The 18,037-nt window shown below is 66.1% G+C and carries 16 protein-coding genes; 11 read left to right on the top strand and 5 right to left on the bottom strand.

All coding sequences use genetic code 11. The features are described from left to right. Positions 1-34 precede the first annotated feature (34 nt). The 4 genes from FQK05_RS10290 to FQK05_RS10275 are packed head-to-tail and all read right to left on the bottom strand — an operon-like array spanning position 35 to position 2,712. Positions 35-1,066, bottom strand: coding sequence for a MaoC family dehydratase (locus FQK05_RS10290; protein ID WP_158966416.1), 1,032 nt, complete (start codon positions 1,064-1,066; stop codon positions 35-37). Then, complete coding sequence (locus FQK05_RS10285) at positions 1,066-1,272, bottom strand: DUF1737 domain-containing protein (RefSeq protein ID WP_158966414.1); 207 nt, start codon at positions 1,270-1,272, stop codon at positions 1,066-1,068. Before FQK05_RS10285 ends, FQK05_RS10290 begins: the two co-directional genes overlap by 1 nt. Positions 1,273-1,280: 8 nt before the next feature. Next, positions 1,281-1,835: an NnrU family protein gene (locus FQK05_RS10280; RefSeq protein WP_158966412.1), complete on the bottom strand. Its 555-nt coding sequence runs from the start codon at positions 1,833-1,835 to the stop codon at positions 1,281-1,283. A gap of 7 nt (positions 1,836-1,842) precedes the next feature. Then, positions 1,843-2,712 carry an HpcH/HpaI aldolase/citrate lyase family protein gene (locus FQK05_RS10275; protein WP_158966410.1) on the bottom strand — a complete coding sequence of 290 codons (870 nt, stop codon included), beginning with the start codon at positions 2,710-2,712 and terminating at the stop codon, positions 1,843-1,845. Positions 2,713-3,080: 368 nt separating this feature from the next. On the opposite strand from FQK05_RS10275, the gene FQK05_RS10270 reads away from it, so the two are divergent. Then, positions 3,081-3,407, top strand: coding sequence for a hypothetical protein (locus FQK05_RS10270; RefSeq protein WP_158967590.1), 327 nt, complete (start codon positions 3,081-3,083; stop codon positions 3,405-3,407). Positions 3,408-3,683: 276 nt separating this feature from the next. Here FQK05_RS10270 and FQK05_RS10265 read toward each other — a convergent pair whose 3' ends face one another. After that, positions 3,684-4,520, bottom strand: a complete 837-nt coding sequence (locus FQK05_RS10265) for a sulfite exporter TauE/SafE family protein (protein WP_158966408.1) — start codon at positions 4,518-4,520, stop codon at positions 3,684-3,686. A 131-nt stretch (positions 4,521-4,651) separates the two neighbouring features. Here FQK05_RS10265 and mdh point away from each other — a divergent pair, with 131 nt between their 5' ends. The 10 genes from mdh (at position 4,652) to FQK05_RS10210 (ending at position 17,828) form a co-directional block, all read left to right on the top strand. Continuing rightward, positions 4,652-5,614, top strand: coding sequence for a malate dehydrogenase (gene mdh, locus FQK05_RS10260; protein ID WP_158966406.1), 963 nt, complete (start codon positions 4,652-4,654; stop codon positions 5,612-5,614). Positions 5,615-5,873: 259 nt separating this feature from the next. Further along, complete coding sequence (gene sucC / locus FQK05_RS10255) at positions 5,874-7,067, top strand: ADP-forming succinate--CoA ligase subunit beta (RefSeq protein WP_158966404.1); 1,194 nt, start codon at positions 5,874-5,876, stop codon at positions 7,065-7,067. Between the two features lie 90 nt (positions 7,068-7,157). Further along, a complete protein-coding gene (locus FQK05_RS10250; RefSeq protein WP_158966402.1) occupies positions 7,158-8,003 on the top strand; it encodes a glycosyltransferase family 25 protein in 846 nt (281 codons plus the stop codon). Further along, a complete protein-coding gene (locus FQK05_RS10245) occupies positions 8,003-9,019 on the top strand; it encodes a hypothetical protein (protein WP_158966400.1) in 1,017 nt (338 codons plus the stop codon). The genes FQK05_RS10250 and FQK05_RS10245 overlap by 1 nt, the downstream gene beginning before the upstream one ends. A gap of 113 nt (positions 9,020-9,132) precedes the next feature. Then, entirely contained in the window at positions 9,133-9,483 is a 351-nt protein-coding gene (locus tag FQK05_RS10240) for a hypothetical protein (RefSeq protein WP_158966398.1), read from the top strand. A gap of 311 nt (positions 9,484-9,794) precedes the next feature. Beyond that, on the top strand, positions 9,795-10,676 hold the full coding sequence (gene sucD / locus FQK05_RS10230; RefSeq protein ID WP_158966394.1) for a succinate--CoA ligase subunit alpha: 882 nt from the start codon (positions 9,795-9,797) through the stop codon (positions 10,674-10,676). Between the two features lie 375 nt (positions 10,677-11,051). Further along, positions 11,052-14,018, top strand: coding sequence for a 2-oxoglutarate dehydrogenase E1 component (locus FQK05_RS10225; RefSeq protein WP_158966392.1), 2,967 nt, complete (start codon positions 11,052-11,054; stop codon positions 14,016-14,018). Between the two features lie 3 nt (positions 14,019-14,021). Beyond that, positions 14,022-15,557 (top strand): 2-oxoglutarate dehydrogenase complex dihydrolipoyllysine-residue succinyltransferase, encoded by a 1,536-nt coding sequence (gene odhB, locus FQK05_RS10220; protein ID WP_158966390.1) that lies wholly within the window; start codon positions 14,022-14,024, stop codon positions 15,555-15,557. A 45-nt stretch (positions 15,558-15,602) separates the two neighbouring features. Next, complete coding sequence (locus tag FQK05_RS10215; RefSeq protein ID WP_158966388.1) at positions 15,603-16,166, top strand: HXXEE domain-containing protein; 564 nt, start codon at positions 15,603-15,605, stop codon at positions 16,164-16,166. A gap of 129 nt (positions 16,167-16,295) precedes the next feature. Next, positions 16,296-17,828: a phospholipase D family protein gene (locus FQK05_RS10210; RefSeq protein ID WP_158966386.1), complete on the top strand. Its 1,533-nt coding sequence runs from the start codon at positions 16,296-16,298 to the stop codon at positions 17,826-17,828. Positions 17,829-18,037: the final 209 nt, after the last annotated feature.

Genomic DNA, 18,037 nt, shown 5'->3' with positions numbered 1-18,037 from the left:
GAAGGCGATCCGGTTCCACCCGCCGGGTCGGACGTCAGACCGGCACCAGCGCCCAGTAATCGAGATCCAGAAGGATGTCGGGCATGTACTTGCCGGCCTCGTCCTTCAGCTTGAAGTCGACCGCGCCCTTCGTCGCCACCAGCCGCAGCCGCAGCGCGCCGACACCGGGCGCCGAGGTTTCGGCCTTGTCCAGCACTTCAGTCCAGGCCCGAACCGTATCGCCCGAAAAGCACGGGTTCGCGTGGGCGCCCCCGTTCAGGCCCACGATCATCTGCGCATTGGCCAGCCCGTTGAAGGACAGCGCGCGGGCCATGCAAATCACATGGCCGCCATAGATCAGCCGCTGGCCGTCGGGTCGGAAGGTCGCGTCGAAATGGACCTTGGCCGTGTTCTGCCACAGCCGGGTGGCCAGCATGTGCTCGGCCTCCTCGATGGTCACGCCATCGACATGGTCGATGGTTTCGCCCACCTCGTAATCGCCCCAGCGATAGGGTTCGCCCGCCAGCGTGAAGTCGTAGCCGGTGAAATCCAGCCCCGCCGGGATCGCCAGATCGCCCGGCGCCACGACCTTCGCCAGGTCCGGCACCACCGTTTCCGGCGCCGGCGCGTCGACGTCGTTCTTCCGCACCATCACCCAGCGGACATATTCCATCACGGTCTCGCCGCGCTGGTTGATGCCGCGGGTCCGGACATAGACCACCCCGGTCTTGCCGTTCGAATTCTGCTTCAGTCCGATCACCTCGGACACCGACCGCAGCGTATCGCCCGCATAGACCGGCAGCAGCCAGCGCCCCTCGGCATAGCCCAGGTTCGCGACCGCATTCAGCGACACGTCCGGCACCGACTTGCCGAAGACCACATGAAACGCCACCAGGTCGTCCATCGGGCTTTCCGGCAGACCACTGGCCCGCGCGAACTCGTCCGAGGAATAAAGCGCATGCCGCGCGGGATAAAGCGCGTGGTACAGCGCCCGCTCTCCGCCCGACACGGTCCGCGGCACGGCGTGGTCGATGACCTGGCCGATGGCGTAATCCTCGAAGAAACGTCCCGGGTTGGTCTTCGCCATCACTGCTCTCCCAGTTTCATGTCGGGCGTGTAGTCCGCGTCGATTTCCTTGGTCACGGCCTGCCCGCAGCGCATCACGCCCTTTGCCGCATCGAAAGCATAGGTCGGGCTGCCATGCAGAACCCAGCCCTTGGAAAGCGCCAGGCTGACCTTGTGGCAGAAGGCCGAGGTATCGTCCTCGGTCAGCAAACGATAGATCGTGGGCATGGGTCCCCCTAGCCGCCGAACGGATACAGCCCGAACAGCGTATGGATATAGCCGATCACGCCAACCAGCAGGATCGACACGACGAAGAACATCGCGTCCAGCCCGATCTTGCCCGGGGCGGCGGGCGTCCAGACAGGTTCCGCCCGGTTGATCGAAAGGATGGTCACCGGCACCCACAGAAGCAGGCCGCCGAACAGCAGGATCGACGCCAGGTCGCCGTTCACCAGCAGGTGCGCAATCGCCCACAGTGCGAAGCCCGTCAGCATCGGGTGCCGCGCCCAGTTCAGCAGGCGGCCTTTCTTGGGCGCCGGCGTCACCAGGTACAGGGCGAAAACCATCATCAGATTGTTGATATGGGTGAAGGCCGGCGCCGGCGACCAGACGTGGACATAGGGGGTGGCCCGGTAACCCACCACCATCAGGACGATGGCCACCAGCAGCGCAAGCGCCACCAGCCCCTTGCCCTTGTCGCCCATCGCCGCGCGTCGCGCCGGCGCCACCCGCTTGAACAGATGCGCCGCCCACCAGAGCGCGACACCCGCAATCAACAAAATCCACGACATGGCTGGCCTACCCCGCTTGCAGCGCTGCTATCGCCTCTGCTTTTGCCAGAAGCTCGCGCGCCGTGGCAACGTGCAGGTTCTCGACGATCTTGCCGTCGACCACCGCAACCCCTTGGCCAGAGGCTTCCGTCTCCTCGAACGCGGCGATCTGACGCTTGGCCAGGTCGATCTCGGCCTCGGACGGCGCATAGGCCGTGTTCGCGGTATCGACCTGTGCCGGATGGATCAGCGTCTTGCCGTCGAATCCCATGTCGCGGCCCTGCACGCATTCGGCCATCAGGCCTTCCTCGTCCAGGTACTTGTTGTAGACGCCGTCGACGATCACCAGGCCTTCGGCCCGCGCGGCCAGAAGGCAGAGGCCCAGCCCCGCCATCAGCGGCAGGCGGTCGGCGCGGAACCGGGTATCCAGTTCCTTGGCCAGGTCGTTGGTGCCCATGACCATACCCTGAAGCTTGGGATGCGCCGCGATCTGGGGCGCGTTGATCATGCCGCGCGGCGTTTCCATCATGGCCCACAGCGGCACGTCGCCCGTGATCGCCGCCAGCGCGTCCAGATCCGCGGCGCTGCCCACTTTCGGCAGCAGGATCGCGTCGACGTCCATTGCCGCGGCCGCCTTCGCGTCGTCGGCACCCCAGGGCGTATCCAGCCCGTTGATCCGCACGATCTTGGCCCGCGCGCCATATCCGCCCTCGGCGATCGCTGTGGCCAGCGTGCCGCGGGCGTTCTCCTTCTCCTCGGCGGTGACGGCATCTTCCAGATCGAAGATGATCGCGTCCACGGCAAGCGAACGCGCCTTGTCCAGCGCGCGCGGCTTGGAACCGGGGATGTAAAGGACGGAACGGTAAGGGCGGGCCCGGGGGTCGGTGGGGCGGTCCATGCGTGGCTCCTTTGGAATAATCTTTCGCCTGACTGGCCCGCTTTGACAGGAAAGTTCAAGCCCCCTTGCACAGGAAGGCCCGTCCCACACGCATGGGATTTGCCCGGTCCGCTGCATTCGTCTTGCATTTTCTGCACCTGCGCAATCGGACCGTGCGACGCGTTAACCAGACTTTCGCTTCTGGCGGGCAAGCTTTCCCCGTCGGACCGGTGTCGGAGGGCCGTCTCGGCAAACCGCCGAATCACGCTGACATCGCACGGGCAGCAATCAGGTCCGACGTTCTTGCATCTGGGTCAGTCAGCCCGGTGTGCCGCATCCCGGCACGCCCGTCCGGACTGTTGCCCCAGCGGAAAAGGGTAGAACCCATGATGAAGGAATTCTTTGCGCACTCCACCGTCCTGGCCGCGGCACTTGGCCTGTTCGCAATCGCCCCGACCGTTGCCACCGCACAATCGCAGCGCAATTGCGGCCCGCGAGAGGTCGTGGTCGATCGCCTGGCCGACGGCTTTGGCGAAACCCGGCAAAGCATCGGGCTGGGCGCCAACAACGCCGTGGTCGAGGTCTTTGCCAGCGACGAGACCGGCACCTGGACCATCACCGTGACGATGCCCAACGGCATCACCTGCCTGGTGGCCTCGGGCCAGTCGTTCGAGCGTCTGGCCGAACTTCTGCCCGACACCGACAGCGACGCCTGACACGCGCCTGCCGCGCATCCTGCCGCTGGCCCTGCCCCGCGGGACCGGCTGCCCTGCACGACCTGGCTGCGCCCGGGGACCGAAAGGTCCGGGCCCCTGTCAGGGTGACGGGCCACTATCGCACCACCCGCAAGATGGGCGGCCGTTGCCACGTGCAGGACCACCCCACCGCATGGATGGCGCCCGGTCGGGGCGCATTCAGGGGTTGGTCAGATCACGCCCGGCTCCGGCCTCGCCAGATCTGGTCAGGTCTCGTCTGGCCGGCTCGGGCCCCGCTCAGGTCAGGGCATCCCAGATCAGCTTGGCCCCGGTCAGGGCCAGGAAGATATAGGCCAGGGCAAAAAAGGCCTTTTGCGACACCGCGCGATGCGCGCGCACGCCCAGCCAGACGCCGAACAGCGCAAAGGGCGCCAGCAGCAGGTCGGCCTTCAGCAGGGGCGCCGTGAACAGCCCCAGTGCCGCGAAGGGCACTAGCTTGCTGATGTTGATCGCCCAGAAGACCAGAACCGTGGTCGCCTGGAACCGCGTCTTGTCGAAATTCTGTGCCAGCAGGTACATCGCCACAGGCGGCCCGCCCGCATGGCTGACGAAACTGGTGAAACCCGCAATCGACCCCGCAACGGCCCCCCCGGCGATACGAGCCGGTGTGAAGCCGTCGGTCTGGCCTGCCCTATCGCCCGACCCGGCATCCCCGGACGGGTCGCCCGACGGCCCTGCGCCGGATTGCCGCGGGTCTGCCGCGGACGAGGTCCGGGACGGCACCAGCCGCCACAGCACGAAGACCACCGCCACGATCCCGATCAGCAGGCGGAACACGTCCGGGTCGACGATGGTGTAAAGCCAGGCGCCCAGGGCCACCCCGGGCAGCGCAGACAGGATCAGCAAGCCTGCGTCGCGCCCGCTCCACCGGCCCCAGTAGGGGCCAAGCGTTGCGATATCCATCAGCATCAGAAGCGGCAGCATCAGCGCCAGCGCAGTGCCCGGCGGCAACACCAGCGCCAGGAAGGCCGACGAGGCGAAGGCCGCGCCGGAGCCGAAGCCGGCCTTGGCCACCGCGGCGAAGACCACGGCCGGTGCGGCAACCGCCAGCAGATAGGGATCGACCCCGAACATGAGCTGCCTCCTTGGTTTGCATTCTACGGGTTTTGGGCACCCGCCGGCCCGCCCCTTCCTTGCGCGAGGCTTGCGCGGCGCGCCTCAAGGGTCTACCCAACCTGCAATTTACACCAGCCGGAGTACTTGCAATGGCCAGACCCAAGATCGCACTGATCGGCGCCGGGCAGATCGGGGGCACCCTTGCCCATCTCGCCGCAATGAAGGAACTGGGCGATGTCGTCCTGTTCGATATCGCCGAGGGCATTCCCGAAGGCAAGGCGCTCGATATCGCTGAATCCGGTCCCTCGGAAGGGTTCGACGCCGCGCTTTCCGGCACTCAGTCCTATGCCGATATCGCCGGCGCCGACGTCTGCATCGTGACCGCCGGCGTGCCGCGCAAGCCGGGCATGAGCCGCGACGACCTGTTGGGCATCAACCTGAAGGTCATGAAGTCGGTCGGCGAAGGCATCAAGGAACATGCGCCCGACGCCTTCGTGATCTGCATCACCAACCCGCTCGACGCGATGGTCTGGGCCCTGCAGCAGTTCTCGGGCCTGCCCGCGAACAAGGTCTGCGGCATGGCCGGCGTTCTGGACAGCGCGCGTTTCCGCCACTTCCTGAGCCTGGAATTCGGCGTGTCGATGAAGGATGTCACCGCCTTCGTTCTGGGCGGCCACGGCGACACGATGGTGCCGCTGGCACGTTACTCGACCGTTGCCGGCATCCCGCTGCCGGACCTGGTTTCCATGGGCTGGACCTCGCAGGAGAAACTGGACAGCATCATCCAGCGGACCCGTGACGGCGGCGCCGAAATCGTGGGCCTGCTGAAGACCGGTTCGGCCTTCTACGCGCCCGCAACCTCGGCCATCGAGATGGCGGAAGCCTACCTGAAAGACCAAAAGCGCGTCCTGCCCTGCGCGGCCTATGTCGACGGCGCCCTGGGCCTGAACGGCATGTATGTGGGCGTTCCGACCGTGATCGGCGCCGGCGGCGTGGAAAAGGTCATCGACATCAAGATGTCGAAGGACGAACAGGCGATGTTCGACAACTCGGTCAACGCCGTGAAGGGCCTGGTCGAAGCCTGCAAGGGCATCGACCCGAGCCTGGCCTGATCGGTCCTGTGGACCCACGTTGAGATTGCGAAACGGCCCGGCCCCTGCGCCGGGCCGTTTTGCGTTCGGGGCCGGTCGTTCCGGCCCCCGCAGCCAGGTGATTCGCAGTGCCGCTGAAGTTTTGTGATCACACTTTTTCAATGTGTGATCACAAGCATATCGAAACCCGCGGAAAATCGCCTGCTTCGCGCGAAAGGGCTTAGTCTTGCCGCAAGGCTGTGCCTATAGAGGATCAAATGCCGCTAGAAGGACTGTTTGGATGAACATTCACGAATACCAGGCGAAGGCGCTTCTGCGCTCGTACGGGGCCCCGGTCAGCGACGGCCGTGCCGTGCTGAAGTCCGACGCCGCCAAGGCCGCCGCGGGCGAACTCGACGGCCCGCTCTGGGTGGTCAAGGCCCAGATCCACGCGGGCGGCCGCGGCAAGGGTCACTTCAAGGAAGCAGAAGCCGGCGAAAAGGGCGGCGTCCGCCTGGCCAAGTCGGTGGAAGAGGCCGAGGCCGAAGCCAAGAAGATGCTGGGCAAGACCCTGGTGACGCACCAGACCGGCCCGGCGGGCAAGCAGGTCAACCGCATCTACATTGAAGACGGTTCCGACATCGAGCGTGAGCTGTACCTGGCGCTTCTGGTCGACCGCGGTTCCAGCCGTGTCAGCTTTGTCTGCTCGACCGAAGGCGGCATGGACATCGAGGAAGTCGCGGCGTCGACCCCTGAAAAGATCCTGAGCTTCTCGGTCGATCCGGCCACCGGCTATCAGCCCTACCATGGCCGTCGCGTGGCCTTCGCCCTGGGCCTGGAAGGCCCGGCGATGAAGCAGTGCGTCCAGCTGATGGGCATCCTCTACAAGGCCTTCCTCGAGAAGGACATGGAGATGCTGGAAATCAACCCGCTGATCCTGATGCCGAACGGCCAGCTGAAGGTGCTGGACGCCAAGCTGGGCTTCGACGGCAACGCCATGTACCGTCAGCCCGACGTGGCCGAACTGCGCGACACCACCGAAGAGGATCCGAAGGAGCTTGAAGCTTCCAAGTACGATCTGAACTACATCGCGCTGGACGGCGAGATCGGTTGCATGGTGAACGGCGCGGGCCTGGCGATGGCCACGATGGACATCATCAAGCTCTACGGTGCCGAACCGGCCAACTTCCTCGACGTGGGCGGCGGCGCCACCAAGGAGAAGGTGACCGAGGCGTTCAAGATCATCACGTCGGATCCGAACGTGAAGGGCATCCTGGTGAACATCTTCGGCGGCATCATGCGCTGCGACGTCATCGCCGAGGGCGTGATCGCCGCGGTGAAAGAGGTCGGCCTGCAGGTTCCGCTGGTCGTGCGCCTGGAAGGCACCAATGTCGAGAAGGGCAAGGAAATCATCGCGAATTCCGGCCTGAACGTCATTGCCGCCGACGACCTGAGCGACGGCGCCGAGAAGATCGTGAAGGCCGTCAAGGGCTGAGCCCTGACCGGGCGGGCCCCGTGCCCGCCCCCACCTGAACGGCCCCCAGCCTAACGGCCCCAAGCAAACCGGCCACCGAAGAAGAGCAGCATGACCAGCACCCCCGATCCCCAAGGCCAGGGCACGACCCGCGTTTACGCGGCCGTGGTCAGTCTTGTGCGTGCGGCGGAACGGCGTGCGCTGATGGCCCGGGAACTGGCCGCCGCGGGTGTGGCGGCCGACTTCTTCGATGCCTGCGACGGGCGCGCGCAAGAAAACGCCGCCGCCCTTGCCGCCATGCCCGACCACGGCCCCTGGGGCGCGGTGGCCATGCACGCCAAGGCCTGCACCCGCAGCCACCTGCTGTTGATGGAACAGTTCCTGGCGCGCGACGAGGATTACTGCCTGGTGCTGGAAGACGACGCCTTCCTGTCGCCGGACCTGCAGCTGTGGCTGGCCGACATGTCGTGGTGGCCCGCGGGCGCCGACATCGTGAAGATCGAGCGCTGGCGCGACGACAAGCTGTTCGTGGCCCTGGGCCGCGACGGGCGGACCCATCTGGGCCGGACCGTGGCGCCCCTGCTGTCGCGCCATTCCGGCACCGCCGGCTATATCGTGTCCCGTGCGGGCGCGGCCAAGATCGTCGCCGCCCGACGGATCGACATGCCGATCGATCACCTGCTGTTCAACGTGAACATCTCTGCCCTCGCGCGGGGTCTGGACCGCTGGCAAGTCTCTCCTGCGCTGGTCGTTCAGGGGAACGAGCCGCCGGCCGCAGCCGCACCGGCCGCCCCGCAACAGCCGCTGGAGAACAAGACGCTGCGCGAACTGCGCCGGTCCTGGCATGAAGTAAAGCTGCTGCCGAAGTTCCTGGGCCTGCTGGCCACCGGCCGCGCATCGTTCCAGAAGATCGCCTATGCGCCCGACGCGACCACGACCAACGGGGGGGCTGCCTGATGGCCCGTGCCATAGTTCACGTGGGTCTGCCGAAGACCGGTTCGACCTCGCTCCAGGTGTTCCTGATGACCCATCGCGACGCGCTGGCGGCGCAGGGCTTCGTCTACATGCCGCCAAGGATGAGCCTGCACAGCCAGATCGAATACGCGTTTATCGCCTGTAACGAGGTGGGCGAGATCGTGCCCGACCATATCGAGGCCGGGATCCGCAATATCCAAAGCGTCGACGACCAGCGCGCCCTGACCGCCAGGTTCGAGTCCGAGCTGTCCGCCAAGCTGGCCGAGGCGCCGGACGCGACCTTCCTGATTTCCTGCGAACAACTGGGCGCCTATCTGCGCCGGCCGCGGCAGCGGGCCGCGCTGGACAAGTGGCTGCGGGCGCGGTTCACCAGCGTCGTCTACCTGGTTTTCGTGCGGGACATGGCCGACTTCATGCTGTCGGTCTATTCCGAGGCGGTGAAGCGCGGCTTTACCGGCAACCTGGACCATTTCGTCGCCCACGCGTCCGAGATTCCGATGGCGAAGACGGCCGAGGACTGGGCAACCGAATTCCCCGGCCGGGTCATTGTCAGGATGAAGCCCCGGAGCGGAGCGAGTATCTACAACGTCTATGCCGATCTGGTGGGAATGGACATTTCGGGCCTGTCCCTGCCCAAGCCCCACAATCGCGGCTTCAACGCATGGGAGGCCCGCGCCATGCGTCTGGTCAACCTGATGTTCGGACCGGCTGAAAAGCGATCGAAGACCGCGCGCTACTGGGTGCTTCAGGCGCGGCGCGTGGTGCGGTTGTTTTTCGGAATGGGCCCAAAGCTGAAGCTGAGCGAGAGCCAGGCGGCGCTGATCCAGACCCGCTATCCGCGCGACGTGCGCCAGATCGTCGACCGGTTGCAGTTCGAAGGTCCCATGGATTTCCGAGATCCGGATCGCGGGACCGCGACGGTCGCCAACCTGGCCGATGCGCCGCAATCGGACAGCCGCGGCAAGTCCGGTCGCAAAAGCAAGGCGACTTCGCTGTGACCCTCAGCCGCCATATACCGTTTCCGCGCAACGCCCTCAGCGCCGCGCGCATCGCCGCAGGTTACCCAGTGCGCCGGGTCTTCCGGCAGATCGTGACGAGAGGAGAGGCAGCCATGCCCAGCACGTTCAAGACCCAGACCGGTTCCCAACCGTCGACTTCGGCAGGACGACGGCTTGCCACGGTGCTGCTCGTGGCCGCGGGCCTCGTCGGCCTGACCGCGTGCGACCGGTCCCGCCAGGTCGAATTCATGTTCCCGGACGGCAAGCCCAACGGCACGCCGCCGCTCTATGTCGACGAAAGCGCCAAGGCCGGCCGCCTGCCGCCCGAGGTCTACGACGCCGATGCGACGAAAGCCTCGATCGCCTCGGCCAGCTTCTCGGTCGGTGGGACGGCTTCGGCGGACCAGCCGGTCGAGGCACTGGCCCGGGCGCTGACCGCCCGGGGCGTCGCGGCGGCCGACTGAGGTCCACGCGAAAAGAACGGGCCCGCCCCCGTGGCGCGGCAAGAAAGAAGGAAAGACGGAACAGGATGGCACGGCAGATCGTACACCCGGCGATGGCGATGACCGCAGGTACGACAGGCACAGATGTGCGGTCGGCCGCGGAAGCCCGCGCCGCGTTCTGCCGGACGCCGCGCCGGTCCGGTCATCGCCGCGACGGTGCCCAAGACGGGGCGCCGGCGGTCGGGGCCATCCTGTACCCGATCAAGGTTCACTGAAATTCCTGGCGGCCCAAGGCCGCCGGACCACTGACGCAACAAAGGGAAGACTTCACGATGGCAGTTCTCGTCGATGAAAACACAAAGGTGATCTGTCAGGGCATCACCGGCTCTCAGGGCACCTTCCACACCGAGCAGGCCATTGCCTACGGCACCAAGATGGTCGGCGGTGTGACCCCCGGCAAAGGCGGCTCCGAGCACCTGGGCCTGCCCGTCTTCAACTCGGTCCACGAGGCAAAGGCAAAGACCGAGGCGAATGCCACGGTGATCTACGTGCCGCCCCCCTTCGCGGCCGACTCGATCCTGGAAGCCATCGACGCCGAGATGGAACTGATCGTGTGCATCACCGAAGGCATCCCGGTGCTGGACATGATGAAGGTCAAGCGCGCCCTGATCGACAGCAAGAGCCGCCTGATCGGCCCGAACTGCCCTGGCGTCATCACGCCGGATGCGTGCAAGATCGGCATCATGCCGGGCCACATCCACAAGCGCGGGTCGGTCGGCGTCGTGTCGCGTTCGGGCACCCTGACCTATGAAGCCGTGAAACAGACCTCGGACATCGGCCTGGGCCAGTCGTCCGCCGTCGGCATCGGCGGTGACCCGATCAAGGGGACCGAGCACATCGACGTGCTGGAAATGTTCCTGGCCGATCCCGAAACCCAGTCGATCATCATGATCGGCGAGATCGGCGGTTCCGCCGAGGAAGAGGCCGCACAATTCCTGGCGGACGAGAAGAAGAAGGGCCGCTGGAAGCCGACCGCGGGCTTCATCGCCGGCCGCACTGCCCCTCCGGGCCGCCGCATGGGCCACGCAGGCGCCATCGTCGCCGGCGGCAAGGGCGGCGCCGAGGACAAGATCGAGGCCATGAAGGCCGCCGGGATCATCGTCGCCGACAGCCCCGCCAAGCTGGGCGAAGCCGTTCTAAAGGCGATCGGCTGATCTTTCGATCCGCGGAAGGGCCGTCTTAACGGCCCTTCCGCTAGACCACGCGAATTGACCTGCAACCGCAGGTTCAGAACAGGACACCGGACCGATGCACGGGATGACACGACCTGTCAGACTGAACGCGGCGATTCTTTCGCACTCCGCGGCCCGTCCCACCGGGCCTGCCCTGCCTGCTTTCCATACCCGCGAGTGCCGCGGGGCGGAAAACCTGACTTACGATGCGTCCGCCGTACCCCGCATGTTGTTGATCGAATTGGTTAACGACAGTACTGGCAGCGGACACCGAATGACCCTAAGTGCTGCCCAGCCCACACCGCGCCCCTTTCGGGCGCATAGCCGCAACAGTCACCCTTCGATCGGGAGGCGACAATGACCGAACAAAGCCCCAACGCCCAATTCCAGGCCTCGTCCTTCATGCAGGGCGCGAACGCGGCCTACCTGGAGCAGCTCTACGCCCAGTACGCGGGCGATCCGGGCGCGGTTGACGCCGCCTGGGCCGAATTCTTCCGCCAGCTTGGCGACGACGAACTGGACGTCAAGAAAGAGGCGTCCGGCCCGTCCTGGGCGCGCACGGACTGGCCGCCGACGCCGTCGGACGACCTGACCGCGGCCCTGACCGGCATGTGGCCGGACGCAGCGCCCGAGGTGAAGGCCGCCGGCAAGAAGATCGCAGACAAGGCCCAGTCGACCGGCGTGTCGCTGACCGACGACCAGATGAAGCGTGCCGTGCTGGATTCGATCCGCGCGATCATGCTGATCCGCGCCTACCGGATCCGCGGTCACCTGATCGCCGATATCGACCCGCTGGGCGCGCGCGACACGACGTATCATTCGGAACTGGATCCGAAATCCTACGGCTTCACCGATGCCGACATGGATCGACCGATCTTCATCGACAACGTTCTCGGCCTGCAGGTGGCATCCGTCCGCCAGATCCTGGAACTGGTGAAGCGCACCTATTGCGGCACCTTCGCGCTGCAGTACATGCACATCTCGGACCCGGAAGAGGCCAGCTGGCTGAAGGAACGGATCGAGGGGCTGGGCAAGGAAATCCAGTTCACCCGCGAGGGCCGGAAGGCGATCCTGAACAAGATGGTCGAGGCCGAAGGATTCGAGAAATTCCTTCAGGTCAAGTACATGGGGACCAAGCGTTTCGGTCTCGATGGCGGCGAAAGCCTGATCCCGGCGATGGAGCAGATCATCAAGCGCGGCGGCGCGCTGGGTGTGAAGGAAGTCGTGATCGGCATGCCGCACCGCGGCCGCCTGAACGTGCTGGCCAACGTGATGGCCAAGCCCTATCGCGCGATCTTCAACGAATTCCAGGGCGGGTCGTTCAAGCCCGACGACGTCGACGGTTCCGGCGACGTGAAGTACCACCTGGGTGCGTCTTCCGACCGTGAATTCGACGGCAACAAGGTCCACCTGTCTCTGACGGCGAACCCCTCGCACCTGGAGGCCGTGAACCCGGTCGTCCTGGGCAAGGCGCGCGCCAAGCAGGACCAACTGCACGATCCGGAACGGACCGCTGTTCTGCCGATCCTGTTGCACGGCGATGCGGCCTTTGCTGGCCAGGGCGTCGTCGCGGAATGTTTCGGCCTGTCGGGCCTGCGCGGTCACCGCACCGGCGGCACGATCCATATCGTGGTGAACAACCAGATCGGCTTTACCACCGCGCCGCATTTCAGCCGCTCGTCCCCCTACCCGACCGACATCGCCCTGATGGTCGAGGCGCCGATCTTCCACGTGAACGGGGACGACCCCGAGGCCGTGGTGCACGCCGCCAAGGTCGCGACGGAGTTCCGGCAGAAGTTCCATAAGGACGTGGTCATCGACATGTTCTGCTATCGCCGCTTCGGTCACAACGAAGGCGACGAGCCCATGTTCACCAACCCGATCATGTACAAGGAGATCAAGGGCCACAAGACAACCCTGACCCTGTACTCGGACGTGTTGGTGAAGGACGGCCTGATCCCGGAAGGCGAGATCGAGGACATGAAGGCCGCGTTCCAGGCCAAGCTGAACGAGGAATTCGAGGCCGGCAAGAACTACAAGCCGAACAAGGCCGACTGGCTGGACGGGCGCTGGTCGGGCATCGATCCGCGCAAGGAAGACCAGTACCAGCGTGGCCAGACCGCCATTTCCCCGGAAACGATGGAAAATGTCGGCGCTTCGCTGACCCGCGCCCCCGAAGGGTTCGAACTGCACCGCACCGTCGGCCGCCTGCTGGAAGCCAAGAAGCAGATGTTCGAGACCGGCGAAGGCTTCGACTGGGCCACGGCCGAAGCCCTGGCCTTCGGGTCGCTGCTGACCGAAGGCTATCCGGTGCGCCTGGCGGGCCAGGATTCGACCCGCGGCACCTTCAGCCAGCGGCATTCGGGCTTCGTCGACCAGAACACCGAAGAACGCTACTATCCGCTGAACCACATCCGGGAAGGCCAGGCGCGGTACGAGGTCATCGACTCGATGCTGTCGGAATACGCGGTGCTGGGCTTCGAATACGGCTACTCGCTGGCGGAACCGAACGCGCTGACCCTGTGGGAAGCCCAGTTCGGCGATTTCGCCAACGGCGCGCAGATCATGTTCGACCAGTTCATCAGTTCCGGTGAATCGAAGTGGCTGCGGATGTCGGGCCTGGTGTGCCTGCTGCCCCACGGCTTCGAAGGCCAGGGCCCCGAACACTCGTCGGCCCGACTGGAACGGTTCCTGCAGGGCTGCGGCTCGGACAACTGGATCGTCGCCAACTGCTCGACGCCGGCGAACTACTTCCACATCCTGCGCCGTCAGCTGCACCGCACCTTCCGCAAGCCGCTGATCCTGATGACGCCCAAGTCGCTGCTGCGCCACAAGCTGGCCGTGTCGAAGGCGCATGAGTTCACCGACGGCTCGTCCTTCCACCGCGTCCTCTGGGACGAGGCGGACAACCCGGACTGGGGCCACAAGCTGGTGTCGGACGACAAGGTCCGGCGCGTGGTGATGTGTTCAGGCAAGGTCTACTATGACCTGCTGGAAGCGCGCGACGAACGCGGGATCGACGACATCTACATCCTGCGGATCGAGCAGTTCTATCCCTTCCCGGCGCTGAGCCTGGTGAAGGAGCTGGAACGCTTCCCGAATGCCGACATGATCTGGTGCCAGGAAGAGCCCAAGAACCAGGGTGCCTGGACCTTCATCGAACCGAATATCGAGTGGGTGCTTGGACGCATCAACGCCAAGTCCCCTCGTCCCGTCTACGTGGGCCGTACGACCTCGGCCTCGCCCGCGACGGGTCTGGCCAGCCAGCACAAGGCGCAACAGGAAGCGCTGGTCAACGAAGCCCTGAGCATCGAAGGAAACTGACCGATGACGACTGAAATTCGCGTGCCGACGCTTGGCGAAAGCGTGACCGAAGCCACGGTGGCCACCTGGTTCAAGAAGCCGGGCGATGCCGTCGCGGTTGATGAAATGCTGTGCGAGCTGGAGACCGACAAGGTGACGGTCGAGGTTCCCAGCCCCGTCGCCGGCACCCTGGGCGAGATCGTCGCGGCCGAAGGCGAGACGGTGGGCGTGGACGCGCTCCTCGCAACGATCGCCGAAGGCGACGGCGCCGCGGCACCCGCGGCCAAGACCGACAAGTCGGAGAAGGCTGACAAGGCAGAGGCAGCCCCGGCCAAGTCGGACGGCGGTGCCAAGGTCGACGTGATGGTCCCCACCCTGGGCGAAAGCGTGACCGAAGCCACCGTCAGCACCTGGTTCAAGAAGGTCGGCGATGCCGTCAACCAGGACGAGATGCTGTGCGAGCTGGAAACCGACAAGGTCAGCGTCGAGGTTCCGGCCCCCGCGTCCGGTGTGCTGACCGAAATCCTGGCCGAGGAAGGCGCCACGGTCGATGCCAGCGCCAAGCTGGGCGTGATCACCGCCGGTGAAGGCGCAGGTGCCGCCGCCGCGGCCCCGGCTGAAGCCCCGGCAGCCGCCCCCGCGGCCGCACCGTCCGGTTCGGGCCGGACCGACGTGGCCAACGCGCCCTCGGCCAACAAGGCCATGGCAGAGGCCGGCCTGACCGCGGATCAGGTCACCGGCACCGGTCGCGACGGCCGCATCATGAAGGACGACGTCGCCCGCGCGGTGGCCAACCCGACGCCCGCTCCGGCCGCCGCCCCGGCCCCGATCCCGCGTGCCCCGGTGGCAGCCGAAGATGCCGCGCGCGAGGAACGCGTGCGCATGACCCGTCTGCGCCAGACCATCGCCCGCCGCCTGAAGGATGCGCAGAACACCGCCGCGATCCTGACCACCTACAACGAGGTGGACATGACCGAGGTCATGGCCCTGCGGAGCGAATACAAGGACGAGTTCTTCAAGAAGCACGGCGTCCGCCTGGGCTTCATGTCCTTCTTCACCAAGGCCTGCTGCCACGCCCTGAAAGAGGTTCCCGAAGTCAACGCCGAGATCGACGGCACCGACATCGTCTACAAGAACTTCGTCCACATGGGCGTTGCCGCAGGCACGCCCCAGGGCCTGGTGGTTCCGGTCATCCGGGATGCGGACGCGATGTCCTTTGCCGATATCGAGAAGGCGATCGCCGAAAAGGGCGCCCGCGCCCGCGACGGCAAGCTGTCCATGGCAGAGATGCAGGGCGGTACCTTCACGATCTCGAACGGTGGCGTCTACGGCTCGCTGATGTCCTCGCCGATCCTGAACCCCCCGCAGTCGGGCATCCTCGGCATGCACAAGATCCAGGACCGGCCGATGGTCATCAACGGCGAAATCAAGATCCGCCCGATGATGTACCTGGCCCTCAGCTACGATCACCGCATCGTCGACGGCAAGGGCGCCGTCACCTTCCTGGTTCGTGTCAAGGAAGCGCTGGAAGATCCGCGCCGCCTGCTGATCGACCTCTGATCCCCGAAAGGGACGGCCGGGCCCCGTGCCCGGCCGTCATCCGCCATGTTCCAGCGGCCCCTATTCCAAAGGCTATTTGCAAACTGGGTCTACGGCGGGGCACTCGCGGCCCTGGTGCTGCTGGCGCTGACGCCGTTCCTGGCGCTGTCGCCGGGACTGACGGCCATCTACCTCTGCCTTCCCGTCTACATGCTGCACCAGTACGAGGAGCATGACGACGACCGTTTCCGCCGCTTCGTCAACGCGATGATGACCGGCAAGGGCCGCGGACTGACCCGCGCCGACGTCTTCTGGATCAACATTGCCGGTGTCTGGGCGCTGCTGACCGTCACGCTGTGGCTGGCGGTGACCGTCAGCCCCGGCTGGGGCAGCATCGCCACCTGGCTTCTGGGCCTGAACGGCCTGATCCATATCGCCCAGGCCATGGCCCTGCGCCGCTACAATCCCGGTCTGGTGACCGCCGTGGTGCTATTCCTGCCGATGGCCGCCTGGCTGTTCGTGCAGATCCCGGCCACACTGCTTCAGCAGATCGCGGGTTTCGGCATCGTCCTGGCGCTTCACGCCGCGATCCTTGTGCGCGCCACCCGGCAGGGGCCGACCGTCCCGTGACCCGTTTTTCCGCTCTCCCGTCCGGAAAGGATCTCTCCTTTGCCCGCCGCAAGGGAACCCGCCGCTGTTCTGCAGGGTTGTCTTCAATGGGCTGCATTCCGGCAGCCCGCCCAGGCCCGGAGTTGGCAGATGGAGAACGCGGTGGACGGACGGACAAATGACGACGCGGCCCTGCAGGCTTCTCCTGCCACGGCCCTGATCACGGCGGCCGAAGGCTATCCCGCGCTGGAGCGGCTGGCCCTGGGCGCGGAACGCGAACTGTTGCTGTCGTTCCGGATTTTCGATCCGGAGACGCGGCTGCATTCGGACGAGGCCCGGGCGCTGGGGCTGTCCAGCTGGGCCGACCTTGCCGCCCACGTCGCGCAGCAGGGGATCGACCTCCGGCTGTTGCTGACGGATTTCGATCCGCTCTTCGCGACCGACCTTCATATCGACGCCTGGGATGCCGCAGAAGGTTTTCACGCCGCGGCGCCAGAGATGAAGATCCTGCTGCATCGCCACCCGGCGCGGATCGGGGCGGTCTGGCGGCTGGCGCTGGCCCCCAAGATCCTGAGCTGCATCAACACGATCCGGCAGGACGGGAACGAGGACCGGACCCCGGACATCCGCCCCGCCATGAGACGCGGCCGGATCTATCCCGCGACACTGCACCAGAAGATGGCCATCGCCGACGGGGACCGGATGATCATCGGCGGACTGGACGTGGACGAACGCCGCTATGACACGCCGGACCACGACCAGCCCTCGGAAGAGACCTGGCACGACGTCGCGGTCGAGGTCGAAGGCCCCATCGCCGCCGCCGGGCGCCGCCATTTCGTGGAGACCTGGAACGCCGCCCTGGCCCAGCGCGAGGCCTTCGACGATACGCCGGTGGACCTGGCGCCCATGGACCTGCCGCCCCGGGTCGATCCGGGGCCCGCGCTGCGGCTGCTGCGCACCGTGTCCGAACCCGAAACCGGCCCCTTCGTCTTCGGACCCCGCACCTCCCATGCCGAGCACGAGGAGGCGCACCTGGCGCTCTTTGCGAAGGCGGAACGGTTCATCTATATTGAGACGCAGTTCTTCCGCCACGCCCCCCTGGCCCGGGCGCTGGCCAAGGCCGCCGAACGGGCGCCCGACCTGCAATGCGTCATGGTCCTGCCCGTGGCGCCCGACATCATCCTGTTCAAAGGCCATCGCGGGCTGCATGCCAGGCATGCCCAGGCGCTGCAGATGCGCTGCCTGGACCGGATCCGCGCGGCCTTCGGCGAACGCCTGGCGGTCGTCGTGCCGGCCCGTCCGGGGACAGGCGACAGCGACGTGACCTATCGTGGGGCGGATATCGTCTATGTCCATGCCAAGGTGACCCTGGTCGACGATGTGCACGCCATCGTGGGGTCGGCCAACATGAACGGCCGGTCGATGCGCTGGGACACCGAGGCCTCGGTCCAGGTCGACGATCCGGCCTTTGCCCGGGGCCTGCGGGACCGGCTGGTCGAACACTGGTTGCCCGACCCGGCCCCGTCGGAGGATCCGACCGTGGCCCAGACCTGGGCCCGCCGCGCGGCCGCCAATGCCGCGCACCGGCCCGGGGCACGGGCCGATTTCCTTCTGCCTTACCCCGCCACGCGGACGCGGGCCTTTTCCCTCTATGCGCCGATCGTACCGGCCGAGATGTTCTGATGGCCCGCCCCTGCCCGCACCCGCGCCCGCTGCAATCGCATGCACAGCCGTCTTTGCACCGTCAGAGACCTTTCCCTGCCACCGGGACGGGTTTATCTGCCGGCCCGCTTCCACTATCTCTCTGGGGCAGTGCCCCGGGGGAAACGACAGGTCTCAAGGCGGATACGCCGCCTGCCGGCCCACCAAAACGGATTTCGCGTCTATCGCGA

Origin of the sequence: Chachezhania sediminis, from assembly GCF_009765275.1 — a bacterium.
Lineage (GTDB): Bacteria > Pseudomonadota > Alphaproteobacteria > Rhodobacterales > Rhodobacteraceae > Chachezhania > Chachezhania sediminis.
This window is presented reverse-complemented; position numbering and strand designations above follow the sequence as displayed.